Source organism: Gemmiger sp. An194, assembly GCF_002160145.1.
Taxonomy (GTDB): Bacteria; Bacillota; Clostridia; order Oscillospirales; family Ruminococcaceae; genus Allofournierella.
The window spans coordinates 207,665-220,559 of sequence record NZ_NFKA01000002.1; the positions used below are offsets into that span (position 1 = coordinate 207,665).

Annotated in this window: 12 protein-coding genes; 6 read left to right on the forward strand and 6 right to left on the reverse strand. The window is 63.0% G+C overall.

Going from position 1 to position 12,895, the window contains the following annotated elements:
• Positions 1-60: 60 nt before the first annotated feature.
• The 4 genes from metG (at position 61) to B5F28_RS02190 (ending at position 4,130) form a co-directional block, all read left to right on the forward strand.
• Positions 61-2,052 (forward strand): methionine--tRNA ligase, encoded by a 1,992-nt coding sequence (gene metG, locus B5F28_RS02175; RefSeq protein WP_087292887.1) that lies wholly within the window; start codon positions 61-63, stop codon positions 2,050-2,052.
• 10 nt (positions 2,053-2,062) lie between these two features.
• Entirely contained in the window at positions 2,063-2,854 is a 792-nt protein-coding gene (locus B5F28_RS02180) for a TatD family hydrolase (RefSeq protein ID WP_087292890.1), read from the forward strand.
• Positions 2,855-2,896: 42 nt separating this feature from the next.
• A complete protein-coding gene (locus tag B5F28_RS02185; protein ID WP_058963870.1) occupies positions 2,897-3,121 on the forward strand; it encodes a hypothetical protein in 225 nt (74 codons plus the stop codon).
• Between the two features lie 232 nt (positions 3,122-3,353).
• On the forward strand, positions 3,354-4,130 hold the full coding sequence (locus B5F28_RS02190; protein ID WP_247643378.1) for an HAD-IIA family hydrolase: 777 nt from the start codon (positions 3,354-3,356) through the stop codon (positions 4,128-4,130).
• 85 nt (positions 4,131-4,215) lie between these two features.
• Here B5F28_RS02190 and B5F28_RS02195 read toward each other — a convergent pair whose 3' ends face one another.
• From B5F28_RS02195 to proB, 3 genes are read right to left on the reverse strand one after another with little or no spacing between them, the layout of a single operon-like run.
• A complete protein-coding gene (locus B5F28_RS02195; protein ID WP_087292896.1) occupies positions 4,216-5,100 on the reverse strand; it encodes a hypothetical protein in 885 nt (294 codons plus the stop codon).
• Between the two features lie 30 nt (positions 5,101-5,130).
• Positions 5,131-6,387 carry a glutamate-5-semialdehyde dehydrogenase gene (locus tag B5F28_RS02200; RefSeq protein WP_087292899.1) on the reverse strand — a complete coding sequence of 419 codons (1,257 nt, stop codon included), beginning with the start codon at positions 6,385-6,387 and terminating at the stop codon, positions 5,131-5,133.
• Between the two features lie 3 nt (positions 6,388-6,390).
• Positions 6,391-7,164 (reverse strand): glutamate 5-kinase, encoded by a 774-nt coding sequence (proB, locus tag B5F28_RS02205; protein WP_087292902.1) that lies wholly within the window; start codon positions 7,162-7,164, stop codon positions 6,391-6,393.
• 186 nt (positions 7,165-7,350) lie between these two features.
• Between proB and B5F28_RS02210 the strand changes: the two genes are divergently transcribed.
• Together B5F28_RS02210 and B5F28_RS02215 are read left to right on the forward strand one after the other, a co-directional pair.
• The gene (locus tag B5F28_RS02210; RefSeq protein ID WP_087292905.1) at positions 7,351-8,376 is read left to right on the forward strand and encodes a threonine aldolase family protein; all 1,026 of its coding nucleotides are present in this window, start codon (positions 7,351-7,353) and stop codon (positions 8,374-8,376) included.
• A 5-nt stretch (positions 8,377-8,381) separates the two neighbouring features.
• Positions 8,382-8,672, forward strand: coding sequence for a chorismate mutase (locus B5F28_RS02215; protein ID WP_087292908.1), 291 nt, complete (start codon positions 8,382-8,384; stop codon positions 8,670-8,672).
• Positions 8,673-8,917: 245 nt separating this feature from the next.
• On the opposite strand, the gene galT is transcribed toward B5F28_RS02215, so the two are convergent.
• From galT to B5F28_RS02230, 3 genes are read right to left on the reverse strand one after another with little or no spacing between them, the layout of a single operon-like run.
• Positions 8,918-10,414, reverse strand: a complete 1,497-nt coding sequence (gene galT, locus B5F28_RS02220; RefSeq protein WP_087292911.1) for a UDP-glucose--hexose-1-phosphate uridylyltransferase — start codon at positions 10,412-10,414, stop codon at positions 8,918-8,920.
• Positions 10,415-10,420: 6 nt separating this feature from the next.
• Positions 10,421-11,734 carry a galactokinase gene (locus B5F28_RS02225; protein WP_247643379.1) on the reverse strand — a complete coding sequence of 438 codons (1,314 nt, stop codon included), beginning with the start codon at positions 11,732-11,734 and terminating at the stop codon, positions 10,421-10,423.
• A gap of 29 nt (positions 11,735-11,763) precedes the next feature.
• Positions 11,764-12,780, reverse strand: coding sequence for an aldose epimerase family protein (locus B5F28_RS02230; protein WP_087292914.1), 1,017 nt, complete (start codon positions 12,778-12,780; stop codon positions 11,764-11,766).
• Positions 12,781-12,895: the final 115 nt, after the last annotated feature.

Below are 12,895 nucleotides of genomic sequence, written 5' to 3' on the forward strand. Positions count from 1 at the left end.
ATTGCCCGTAAATTCCGGGACCGTTCCATTCGCGGCCCCGTTATGAAAGGATAGAAGAAAATGAGCCAGAACAACACCTACTACATTACCACCCCCATCTACTACCCCAGTGACAAGCTGCACATCGGCCACAGCTACACCACCGTGGCCTGCGACGCGCTGGCCCGCTTCAAGCGGATGCAGGGCAAGGACGTGATGTTCCTCACCGGCACCGACGAGCACGGCCAGAAGATCCAGGACAAGGCCGCTGCCAAGGGCGTGACCCCCAAGCAGTACGTGGACGAGATCGTGGAGGGCAAAGGCGGCGTCAAGGACCTGTGGAAGCTGCTGGACATCAGCTACGACCGGTTCATCCGCACCACCGACGACTACCACATGGAGAGCTGCCAGAAGATCTTCCAGAAGCTGTATGACCAGGGCGACATCTACAAGAGCGTCTACAAGGGCCACTACTGCAAGCCCTGCGAGAGCTTCTGGACCGACAGCCAGCTGGTGGACGGCAAGTGCCCCGACTGCGGCCGCGAGGTATACGACGCGGAGGAGGAGGCTTACTTCTTCAAGACCAGCAAGTACGCCGACCGCCTGCTGAAGCTGTATGAGGAGAACCCCCAGTTCATCCAGCCCGAGAGCCGGAAAAACGAGATGATCTCCTTCATCAACCAGGGCCTGCAGGACACCTGCGTTTCCCGCACCACTGTGCCCTGGGGCATCCCCGTTCCCTTTGACACCAAGCACACCATGTACGTGTGGGTGGACGCGCTGAGCAACTACATCAGCGCACTGGGCTACGGCAACGAGAAGTACTCCGACTACGACAAGTTCTGGCCCGCCACCATCCACATGGTGGGTAAGGAGATCCTGCGCTTCCACACCATCCTGTGGCCCGCCATGCTGATGGCGCTGGACCTGCCCCTGCCCGGCCGCGTGTTCGGCCACGGCTGGCTGCTGCTGGACGGCGGCAAGATGAGCAAGTCCAAGGGCAACGTGGTGGACCCGGTTGTTCTGTGCGAGCGCTACGGCGTGGACGCCATCCGCTACTTCCTGCTGCGTGAGATCCCCTTCGGCAACGACGGCATCTTCTCCAACGAGGCGCTGATCAGCCGCATCAACTCCGACCTGGCCAACGACCTGGGCAACCTGCTCAGCCGCACCGTGGCCATGATCGAGAAATACTTCGGCGGCACCCTGCCCGCCCAGCGTCAGGCCGGCGACTTCGACCAGGACCTGATGGACACCGTGAACGCCATGCCCGCCAAGGTCACCGCCTGCATGGACGACCTGCTGATTCCCCAGGCTACTCAGGAGATCTTCAAGGCCATCCAGCGCGCCAACAAGTACATCGACGAGACCGCTCCCTGGGCTCTGGCCAAGGACGAGGCCAACAAGGACCGTCTGGCCATGGTGCTGTACAACCTGTGCGAGTCCCTGCGCATGAGCGCCATCCTGCTCACCCCCTTCCTGCCCAACACCACCGGCAAGATGGCCGAGCAGCTGGGCCTTTCCGAGAGCGAGCTGACCTTCGACGCGCTCACCTTCGGCGCCCGCACCGAGTACACCGTACACAAGGGCGAGGCCCTGTTCCCCCGCATCGACGCTGCCAAGGAGCTGGCTGAGCTGGCTGCCGAGCAGGAGGCCAAGCGCAAGGCCGCCGAGGAGGAAGCCGCCAAGGCTGCCGCCGCTCCCGCTGTGGACGAGGCTGCCGAGCCCATCGAGCATCTGCCCGAGATCTCCTTCGACGACTTCTGCAAGGTGGAGCTGCGTGTGGCCAAGGTGATCGCCTGCGAGAACCTGAAGGAGAGCAAGAAGCTGCTGAAGCTGAGCCTGTTCGACGGCGAGCGGGAGCGCACCATCCTCTCCGGCATTGCCAAGTGGTACAAGCCCGAGGACCTGATCGGCCGCAACGTGGGCGTTGTGGTGAACCTGGCTCCCCGGCCCATGCTGAAGGGCAAGTACGTGAGCGAGGGCATGGTCATGGCAGCCGACATGCCGGACGGCGGCGCTTCTGTTGTCTTCTTCCCGGACGACGTGAAGCCCGGCAGCGCCATCCACTGAGGAGAAACGCATGTACTCCATTTTTGACACCCACGCACACTACACCAGCCACCAGTTTGACGAGGATCGCCACACCCTGCTGGGCGAGCTGCCCGGCCGGGGTGTGGTGGGCGTGGTGGACTGCGGCACCGATTACGATACCAGCCGCGCCTGCCTGGCCCTGGCCGACCAGTACCCGTATCTTTATGCAGCACTGGGCATCCACCCGGAAAGCATCATCGAGGAGGATGCCTCCACCAACACCCGCTTCGGCGGCGACTGGGCGGCGGAGCTGGAGGCCATCCGGCCCCTCTTCGATCATCCCAAGGCGGTGGCCGTGGGCGAATGCGGGCTGGACTACCACTGGCCCATCCCCAAGGAGGCCCAGCTGGCCCTGTTCGAGGCCCATCTGAAGCTGGCACTGGAGCTGGACAAGCCCATCATCGTGCACGACCGGCAGGCTCACGCGGACGTATACGCCCTTTTGAAGCAGTATAAGCCCAAGGGTGTGGTGCACTGCTTTTCCGGCAGCGCCGAGGACGCGCTGATTTTGGCTGAGCAGGGCATGTACATCGGCTTTGGCGGAGCACTCACCTTCAAGGGAGCCAAGCGGGCGGTGAAGGCCGCGGCCGCGCTGCCTCTGGAGCGTATCCTGCTGGAGACCGACTGCCCCTACATGGCGCCGGAGCCCTGCCGGGGCAGGCGCTGTGATTCCGGGCTGATCGCCCACACCGGCGAATTTCTGGCCGAAGTCCGGGGCGTTGCACCGGATGTGATCTTCGCCGCTACCACCGAAAACGCCAAACGGCTGTTCGGCGTGTAACATACACCACCAAACAACCCAATTTCAGGAGGAACCAGAACTATGAAAGCTCGTATTCCCAAGCACCGTGAATTTTTGATCTCCTTCCCCGAGGATATGGATCAGGCCCGTCAGGACGAGGCCTGGGGCAAGCTGAACCAGATCCTGGAGGACTACAAAAAGGAGGGCAAGAGCGTTTACACCCCCACCTTCATCGAGGACTGCCAGGACAAGGTGGACGCCCTGAAGGCCGAGTACGGCTTCGATTACACCATCGAGCTGCGCTGAGCATCTGCCTGCTTTCGCCCCGACTCCCACAGGGAGCCGGGGCGTTTTTTTGCTGTTTTTCCTTCCGAAGTGAATTTTCTGTATCTTCTGCCGAATTTTATGCATTTTATGATTTGGCACTGGCGCCGGGGAACATTCCAGAGTACAATAGATACGAATCATGTTCAATTCGCCCGCCGGCACTCTGCTGCTCCCCGCCGGAGCGGGCATTTCACCGAGGAGGCATGTTATTTTGGAACAGCTGCGCAGCAAAAAAGGCTTTATCTGCGATATGGACGGTGTGATCTATCACGGCAACCGGCTTTTGCCCGGCGTGAAGGAATTCGTGGATTGGCTGTACCGGGAGAACAAGAACTTTTTGTTTCTGACCAATTCCAGCGATATTTCGCCCAAGGAGTACCAGCAGAAGCTGGCCCGCATGGGCCTGGATGTGGATCAGAGCCATTTTTACACCAGCGCTCTGGCCACCGCCAGCTTCATCCAGAGCCAGTCGCCTAACGGCAGCGCCTATGTGATCGGCGACCACGGACTGATGAACGCTTTGTATGACGCGGGCATCACCATCAACACCGTGGACCCGGAATTTGTAATCGTGGGCGAGACCCAAAACTACGGCTATGAGCACATTGTAAAGGCCATCAATTTTGTGAATCGGGGTGCCAAGCTGGTGGCCACCAACAGCGATCTGGTGGACCCGGCCGAGGATGGCGTGGTCCCCTCCTGCGGCAGTCTTGTGGCTCCCATTCAGGCCGCCACCGGCAAGACCCCCTATTTTGTGGGCAAGCCCAACCCTCTGATGATGCGCACCGGCCTGCGGCTGCTGGGCGTGCACTCGGAGGACACCGTGATCATCGGTGACCGGATGGACACCGACATGATCGCGGGCATCGAGTCCGGCATGGACACCGCGCTGGTGCTTTCCGGCGTGACCCGCCGGGAGGATCTGGAACAGTTCCCCTTCCGGCCCCGGCTGGTGCTCTCCGGCGTGGGCGACATCCCCACCCCGTAAGCACACGCAGCAACACAGAAAAAGCCCCGCATGGTTTTGCTCAAACCATGCGGGGCTTTTTTGCTTGTGGTGTAACGAGGGGGGCTCAGCCCTCTTCGGTGGTCTCGCCGTTCTCGTCGGTGGCGGCGGAATCCGCCTGCTGGCTGTCGCCGCCCTGCAGCAGGGCACTGTCGGCGTTGCCGGCAATGGCGCTGGTGGGGTCAAACTCCGGCCCCACCGCATCCTCGGTGGGCTGGGAGGCCGTGGTGGTGCTGCTGGCCGCCGGCTTCATCTCGCTGGTCTCCAGCGCGGTCAGGTACCAGGTGCGGCCGTTCTTCTCAAAGATATAATCCATATACTTGGTGGGCTCGCTGGGGGTGGACATGCTGTAGTCGCCGCTCAGCGCCGGGGTGGGCACATAGCCCACGGTGACCCGCAGCTTGCCGTCCTGCTTTTTCAGCTGCTCCACCTTGGGGGTGTACAGACCCATCTGGCTGGTGACCGGGATCAGGTAACCCTGCTGCTCCTCCAGATAGATGTAGCTCATGTCCACGCCGTCAAAGCTGCCGTGGGTGATCTTGTAGTCCGGGCCGTAGAGGGCGGCGATCGCCGCGTCCACATCCACCGCGGGCATGATGAGGGCATCGGTGTCCGGGTCACGCTGGTAGTTGTCCAGCCCGGTGCTGCTCTGCTGGGCGGTGTACAGCGCCGACCAGATCGCGCTTTCCTTCACCAGGGCGGCGGTGGAATCGTCCATCTGGTCCAGGCTGGGGAAAGGCAGCGGGTCAAACATCACAAGGGTCTGCAGCCGGGCTTCATATTCCAGCTTTTTGTCGGTATCGTCGAACAGGGCGGCAACGCCGCTCACCGCCGCAGCCAGCACGTTGAACGCGCCGATCAGAATCAGCAGGCAGAGCCCCGCTCCCAGCAGCTGCCGGAACCGACGGCGTTTGTTGCGCTCATGTTCTTCTTTGGTAATGGAATTTGCCATAATCGCTCTCCTTCCTTTGGGTGCGGGCGGTCAGCGAACCTGCCCGTTTCCCCGGATGATGTACTTGTAGCTCACCAGCTCGGCCAGGCCCATGGGGCCGCGGGCGTGCAGCTTCTGGGTGGAGATGCCCATCTCGCAGCCCAGGCCGAACTCGCCGCCGTCGGTGAAGCGGGTGGATGCGTTCACATACACGGCCGCGCTGTCCACCCCTGCAGTGAAGGCCGCGGCAGCGGCTTCATCGCCGGTCACGATGGATTCGCTGTGGCCGGTGGAATGGGCCTCGATGTGGCGGATGGCCTCCTGCACATCCTCCACCACTGCCACCGCCAGTGTGTAGGCCAGGAACTCGGTGTCGAAGTCCGCCTCGCCCGCCGGGGTGCCGGGAATGAGCGCTGCGGCGGCTTTATCCAGCCGAAGTTCCACCGGCTCCAGGCCCTTTGCCTGCCGCTCGTCCACCAGCCGCTGGCGCAGCCGGGGCAGAAACGCGGGGGCAATGTCCCTGTGTACCAGGCAGACCTCGGCGGCGTTGCACACCGAGGGGCGGCTGGTCTTGGCGTTCTCCACAATATTCAAAGCCATATCCAGGTCGGCGGCCTTGTCCACATAGATGTGGCAGATGCCGGTGCCGGTCTGGATGCAGGGCACGGTGGCGTTTTCCACACAGGCCCGGATCAGGCCCGCGCCGCCCCGGGGGATCAAAAGATCCACAAGACCGGAGGCCTTCATCAGCTCGGTGGCGCTGGCGCGGCTGGTGTCCTGCACCAGACTCACCAGCTCGGCGGGCAGCCCCACACTCCGCAGGCCCGCCCGCAGCGCCTCCACAATGGCGTTGTTGGACCGGAAGGCCTCCTTGCCGCCCCGAAGCACGCAGGCGCTGCCGCTTTTCAGGGCCAGGGCCGCTGCATCGCTGGTCACATTGGGCCGGCTTTCGTAGATGATGGCGATCACGCCCATGGGCACGGTGACCTTTTGCAGCACCAGACCATTGGGACGGGTTTCTTCGCTGAGCGTCCGGCCCACCGGGTCCGGCAGGGCGGCTGCTTCCCGGATGCCCCGGGCCATGCCCGCCACCCGTTCCTCGGTGAGGCGCAGCCGGTCCAGCATCACATCCGGCACGGTGCCCCGGGCATTTTCCAGGTCCGCCTCGTTGGCCTTCAGGATGGCGGCGCACTGGTCCTCCAGCGCGTCGGCCATGGCCAGCAGGGCCTGATTCTTCTGCTGGACCGAAGCCAGCATCAGCGCATTCTTCGCCCCGCGCGCGGCGCGGACGATCTCCAGCGTGGTCATTGGTTATGCCTCCTTCCGGGCAAGGAACCGGGTGCCCACCGGGGCGCCCTCAAAGATATCATACAGCACCGCCGGGGCCGCGCCGTTGGCGATGACCATTTCCACTCCGGCCTCGGTGGCGATGTGCGCCGCCCGCAGCTTGGTGGTCATGCCGCCGGTGCCCAGGCTGGAGCCCTTGCCGCCGCCCAGCGCGTCGATCTCGGGGGTGATTTCCTCCACCACGCTCAGCAGCTTGGCATTCGGGTCCTTGTGGGGGTCGGCGGTGAACAGGCCGTCGATGTCGCTGAGCAGCACCAGCAGGTCCGCCTTCACGCTGCGGGCCAGAATTGCCGCCAAGGTGTCATTGTCGCCCAGGGCGATCTCGGTGGTGGACACGGTGTCGTTCTCGTTCACGATGGGCAGCGCCCCCAGCTCCAGCAGGCGGCTCAGCGTGTTTTTCAGGTTCACGCTGCGCTCCGGGTGCTCCACATCCTCGCCGGTGATGAGGATCTGGCCCACGGTGTGGTTGTATTCGGTGAACAGCTTGTCGTAGGTATACATCAGCTCGCACTGGCCCACCGAGGCCGCGGCCTGCTTGGTGGGCATATCCGCCGGGCGGTCGGGCAGGCTCAGCTTGCCCACGCCCATGCCGATGGCTCCGCTGGACACCAGGATGATCTCGTGCCCGGCGTTTTTCAGATCGCTGAGCACCTTGCACAGCTCCTCGATGTGGCGGATGTTCAGCCGGCCGGTGGAATGGGCCAGCGTGGAGGTACCCACCTTGACTACTGCTTTCATTGTGTTTCTCCTTTGGGCAGCGCGACGCGCCGCATAACATACTGATACAAAATAGAGTATACCATAAAGCCGCCTTAAAAACAAACGACATGCAGTGGACATTCTGTGAAAAAATGGTATGATAAAAGATAGTTTATTCCATTCCAGCGGCAGCGCAATGCTGCCGTAAAAGCGAGGTTTGCAAAGATGTATCGTTTTACCAATGATTACAGCGAGGGCGCTCACCCCCGCATTCTGGAGGCCATGGTCCGCACCAACCTGGAGGGCAACTTCGGCTACTCCACCGATCCCCATTCCAGGCACGCCCATGAACTGATCCGCGCCGCTATCGGCCGGCCGGACGCGGACGTGCACATTCTGGTGGGCGGCACCCAGACCAACGCCACCTGCCTGTGCGCCTTCCTGCGGCCCCACGAGGCGGCCATCGCCGCCGCCAGCGGCCACATCTGCGTGCACGAGACCGGCGCCATTGAGGCCACCGGCCACAAGTGCATCGCCATGCCCGCCGCACCGGGCGGCAAGCTGACCCCGGACGCAGTGCGCGCCGCGGTGGCCGCTCATCCGGACGAGCACATGGTGAAGCCCAAGCTGGTCTACGTGAGCAACACCACCGAAACCGGCGGCGTGTACACCACCGCCGAGCTGGAGGCCCTGCGGGCTGTGTGCGACGAGCTGGGCCTGTATCTCTATCTGGACGGCGCCCGTCTTTCCAGCGCGTTGGCCGCGGGCGGCGCTTCCCTGACCGATCTGGGCCGTATGTGCGATGCCTTCTACATCGGCGGCACCAAGAACGGCGCACTGTTCGGTGAGGCGGTGTGCATCCTGAACCCGGCTTTGAAGCCGGATTTCCGCTACATCATCAAGCAGCACGGCGGCATGCTGGCCAAGGGCTGGCTGCTGGGCATCCAGTTCGAGGAGCTGTTCTGCGATGGGCTGTATTTTGAGGTAGGCGAGCACGCCAACGGCCTTGCCATGAAGCTGAAGGAGGGCATTTCCGCCCTGGGCTATGCCTTTGGGTCGGACAGCCCCTCCAACCAGCAGTTCCCCGTTCTGCCCAACCGGGTGCTGGACCAGCTGAAGAACGACTTCCACTGGGAGGTCACCTCCCGGCCGGACGCGGACCACACCGAAATCCGTCTGGTGACCAGCTGGGCCACCAAGCCCGAGGCGGTGGAGGCCTTCCTCACCGCTCTGGCAAACGCAAAGGAGTAAGCGCCATGGAACAACTGGATCTGAACCAGCTGCGCGGCCGCATCGACGAGGTGGACAGCCAGCTCACCGCGCTGTTTTTGCAGCGGATGGAGATCGTGGAGCAGGTGGCCCGCTACAAGCTGGAGCGAGGCATGCAGGTGCTGCAGCCCGAGCGGGAGCAGGCGGTGATCGACCGGGCCGCTGCCCGCGCCCCCGAGGCCATGCAGGGCTACACCGGGGATTTCTTCCGGGCGGTGATGGCGGTTTCCCGCGCCATGCAGCAGGAGATCATCGACCGCAGCAAGGCCGAAGAATAATTTTTAAAAAAACAAAACGCTGTACCCCAAAAACCGGGGTACAGCGTTTTTTGTTATGCGTTCAGGGCAACACCGCACAATTCACGCCTAACAGCTCAGGCGGCGTATCGCACCAAAATTTTCCGTGATATTTTCCAAAAATGCTCGCCAATCCACAAAGGATTGCCTGCGCTTTTTGGTTCATCTCACAAAAAATTTTCCGGCGCGCTCCACCACCCGGAATTATGCGGTGCTGCCTTAGAAACTCAGCTCAGGCTGGCCACGAACCGCAGGAAGGCCGCACGGCCTTCCTCGTCCCGCTTGTAAACGCCTGCGTGTTCCAGCACCTTGGAGAAGACCATGCCGGTCTCCTTCTGCACCACCGGCCAGGCCTCGCCCTTGGCGAAGGCGCCATGACGGCGGCGGATGTCCTCGGCCCACTCAGCGTGCTTGGCGGTGCGCTCGTCGGCGGTCAGGTCGGCGCCGCTCTCCAGCATCTCTGCCACCAGAGCCAGCTCCTCCTTCAGGCGGGCGGGCAGCACGGCGCGGCCCATTACCTCGATCAGGCCGATGTTCTCCTTCTTGATGTGATGCAGCTCGGCATGGGGATGGTACACACCCAGAGGATACTCCTCGGTGGTGATGTTGTTGCGCAGCACCAGATCCATCTCGTAGTCCGCGCCGCGGCGGCGGGCGATGGGGGTGATGGTGTTGTGGGGCACGCCGTCTGTCTCGGCGAAGACAAAGGCGGCCTCATCGGTGTAGCCGCGCCAGGCAGCCAGAATCTTCTCGGCCAGCTGGGCGATGCGCTCCTTGTCCGGGCCGGTGAGACGCAGCACCGACATGGGCCACTTCACGATGCCGGTCTTCACATCCTCAAAGCCGGCAAAGGTGACCTCCTGCTCCACGGGAGCGGCCTCCATGGGGAACAGGCAGCGGCCGCCCTGGAAGTGCTCGTGGGCCAGAATGGAGCCGCCCACGATGGGCAGGTCCGCGTTGGAGCCCACAAAGTAGTGGGGGAACCGGGTCACGATGTCCAGCAGCTTGTCGAAGCAGCTGCGGTCGATCTTCATGGGCACATGGGCCGCGTTCAGCGCGATGCAGTGCTCGTTGTAGTACACATAGGGGGAGTACTGCAGCATCCACTGTTCCCCGCATACGGTCATGGGGATCATCCGGTGGTTGCCGCGGGCGGGATGGTCCATCCGGCCTGCGTAGCCCTCGTTCTCCACGCAGAGCTGGCACTTGGGGTAGCCGCTCTGGGGCATGGACTTAGCCAGCGCGATGGCCTTGGGGTCCTTTTCCGGCTTGGACAGGTTGATGGTGATGTCCAGCGCGCCGTACTCGGTGTCGGTGGTCCAGTGCAGGTCCTTGGCGATCCGGTCGGTGCGGATGTAGTTGGTGTCCTGGGAGAAGCGATAGTACCAGTCGGTGGCCTGCTCCGGGCTTGCGGCGTACTTCTCCTCAAAGGTGCGGATCACCTGGCTGGGCCGGGGGGTGAGCACCGCCATCAGGGCGGTGTCCAGAATGTCCCGCTGGGTGATGGACTCGCCGTCGATCACGCCGCGGCTGGCCGCGTCGTCCAGCAGGGTGTTCAGGATCTGGGCCAGAGGCACATCCTTCACCGGCTCGGCCTCCTCCAGGGTGTCCAGCCGCAGAGCGGCCAGAATCCCGTTGGTTGCCCATACCTTCTCACAAGGCTCGATCAGTTGTTTTTCCAGCCCGTACTCCACCAGGCTGGCAATTGCCTGTTCCACTGTCATTTTCGCTCATTCCTCCTCGCTGCTCATTACCATGCAGCCGCCCTCCGGCCGCACCGATACCGCGTGGCATGCGCCCTCGCCCAGAACGGCTTCCAGAGAAGCCACAAAGCTCTGCTCCAGATCCTGGGGAACGAAGGCCTGAATGGTGCCCGCGAAGCCGCCGCCGTGCACGCGCACAGCGCCCCGGCCACCCAGGGCCTTTTCGGCCAGCGCCAGCGACAGGGTCACCGCCTGCTGAGCGGGCGCAGCCACAGACCAGATGTTCTGCAGCAGCTCGGAAGAGGAACGGCCGGAAGCACGCACCAGAGCCAGGAAGCCCTCCATGTCTCCCTCGTCCAGAGCCTTGGCCTGGGCCTGGGCGCGGCTGTTCTCGGCGAAGAAGTGCATAGCGCGCAGCACCGCACGGTCGCCCAGCTTCTCGCGCACGGCGGGAATGGCGGCGTAGAACTCGGCCTCGTCCACCTCACGCAGGACCTTCTGGCCGAAGAAGGCGGCCACGGCACCCATCTCCTGGGTGATACCCGCGTAGTCGTCGGTCAGGTCTGCATGGCAGGAGCGGGTGTCGATGATGTACAGCTGGTAGCCGGAGCGGGCCAGGTCGTAGTCCACCTTGCGGATCACCGGCTGGCTGGGATCGTTGAAGTCGATGGCCACCACGCCGCCGATGGAGCTGGCTGCCTGGTCCATCAGGCCGCAGGGCTTGCCGAAGTACTCCCGCTCGGCGTACTGGCCGATCTGGGCCAGCTTCACCGCGTCCAGCTTGCCGTCGCAGCTGAACCGGTTGAACACATTGCCCACCAGGATCTCATAAGCCGCGGAGGAGGACAGGCCGGAGCCGCCGGGAACGGTGCTGCTCACATAGGCGCAGAAGCCCTTCAGGGCAAAGCCCTCCCTGGCCACACCGGCGGCCACGCCGCGGATCAGGGCGGCGGAGGTGTTGACCTCCTCGGAATGGATGCTCAGATCGTTCAGATCGATGGTCAGAGCGGGGTAGCCCTCGCTGACCACCTTCACCACGCTGTCCTCGGTGGGCACCACGCAGGCCAGAATGTCCATGTTCACGCTGCCGCACAGCACGCAGCCGTGCTGATGGTCGGTGTGGTTGCCGCCGATCTCGGTGCGGCCGGGGCCGCTGAACACCGCGGCGCCGGTGCAATCCATGCCGGGGAAGGCCTTTTCAAAGCCCTCGATCACATGGCTCACCTTGGCGCGGGCTGCTTCCAGCTCCTCGGCGGTATCGTGAAATACGTACAGACGGCGCAGGCGCTCGTCGTACTTTCCCTGGCTTACTGCCTGCAAAAATTTTTCCATGTTCTGCATCTTCGTTTCTCCTCCTGTAATCGTAACGCTCATGCCAGAGGGGCAAAGCGGTATTGGATCTGATGTTCCCAGCGTTTGCCCTTCGGCAGCTCAATGGAAGGGAACCGGGAATGGTTGGGCGCATCCGGGATGAACTGGCATTCCAGCGCCGCCGCACTGCGCGCCACCGGCTTCAGGAAGTTGGCGGTGTACAGATGGATGCCCGGCAGGGTGGCGCTTACCTGCAGCGAAATTCCATTGGCGGGGCACTCCAGACGGCACATGGGCCGCAGGCCCTTGCCCGGCACCAGGAAGGTGTGGTCGAAGCCGCTGGCCGCCGCCAGCTGGGGATGATCCTGCTCCCAGCGCTCGCCCAGAGCCGCAGGGGCGGCGAAGTCGAAGGGGGTGCCGGCGGTGGGGATCAGCTGGCCGGTGGGGATGGAACCCTCGCCGATCTCGGCAAAGCAGTCCGCCGGGGTGCTGAACAGCTGACCGGCCACGCTGGTGCTGCCCTCCCCTTCCAGGTTCCAGTAGCCGTGATGGGTCATGGACAGGATGGTATCGTCCAGCGCCAGTGCGTCAAAGCGCAAAGTCAGCGCGCCGTCCTCCTCAAACAGATAGGTGGCGCTCACCTCCACCGCGCCGGGATAGCCCTCTTCGCCATCCTCGGACCGGCGGAAAAACCGAACGCCCCGGTTTTTGGGCAGCATCTGCACATCCCACACATAGCGGTCAAAGCCCTTGATGCCGCCGTGCAGATGGTTTCCGTTCTGGTTGCAGGGCAGCTGGTACTCCCGGCCGTTCAGCACAAAACGGCCCTTTGCGATGCGCCCGGCGCAGCGGCCCACCACGGCGCCCAGATAGGCATCGCCCGCCTCGTATTCCTCCAGCGTCTCGTAGCCTCTGGCAACCTGAACCGGGCCGTTGGCTGTGGGCACCCAGACCGCCCGCAGGATCGCGCCGTAGTTCAGAACTTCCGCCACAATGCCGCTGTCATGCTCCATGCGAACACACTGCACCGCCTCACCGCTTTTGGTGGTGCCAAACTCTCTCGTTGTGATTTTCATGCAACAAAAGTCCTTTCTTTGTCCAATTTTACGAACAGATTTTCCTGCTTAAATTATAACGAATTGTTTTTTGGATTCCTATATCCTTTTTGAAAATCGATACAAAATTCCATGG

What these genes read in the sequence shown, in the direction of transcription:
- galT (WP_087292911.1), bottom strand. Translation starts at nt 10,414, where the DNA reads ATGACAGTGGAACAGGCAATTGCCAGCCTGGTGGAGTACGGGCTGGAA.
- proB (WP_087292902.1), bottom strand. Translation starts at nt 7,164, where the DNA reads ATGAAAGCAGTAGTCAAGGTGGGTACCTCCACGCTGGCCCATTCCACC.
- B5F28_RS02225 (WP_247643379.1), bottom strand. Translation starts at nt 11,734, where the DNA reads ATGCAGAACATGGAAAAATTTTTGCAGGCAGTAAGCCAGGGAAAGTAC.
- B5F28_RS02210 (WP_087292905.1), top strand. Translation starts at nt 7,351, where the DNA reads ATGTATCGTTTTACCAATGATTACAGCGAGGGCGCTCACCCCCGCATT.
- B5F28_RS02215 (WP_087292908.1), top strand. Translation starts at nt 8,382, where the DNA reads ATGGAACAACTGGATCTGAACCAGCTGCGCGGCCGCATCGACGAGGTG.
- B5F28_RS02195 (WP_087292896.1), bottom strand. Translation starts at nt 5,100, where the DNA reads ATGGCAAATTCCATTACCAAAGAAGAACATGAGCGCAACAAACGCCGT.
- B5F28_RS02180 (WP_087292890.1), top strand. Translation starts at nt 2,063, where the DNA reads ATGTACTCCATTTTTGACACCCACGCACACTACACCAGCCACCAGTTT.
- B5F28_RS02200 (WP_087292899.1), bottom strand. Translation starts at nt 6,387, where the DNA reads ATGACCACGCTGGAGATCGTCCGCGCCGCGCGCGGGGCGAAGAATGCG.
- B5F28_RS02230 (WP_087292914.1), bottom strand. Translation starts at nt 12,780, where the DNA reads ATGAAAATCACAACGAGAGAGTTTGGCACCACCAAAAGCGGTGAGGCG.
- B5F28_RS02185 (WP_058963870.1), top strand. Translation starts at nt 2,897, where the DNA reads ATGAAAGCTCGTATTCCCAAGCACCGTGAATTTTTGATCTCCTTCCCC.
- metG (WP_087292887.1), top strand. Translation starts at nt 61, where the DNA reads ATGAGCCAGAACAACACCTACTACATTACCACCCCCATCTACTACCCC.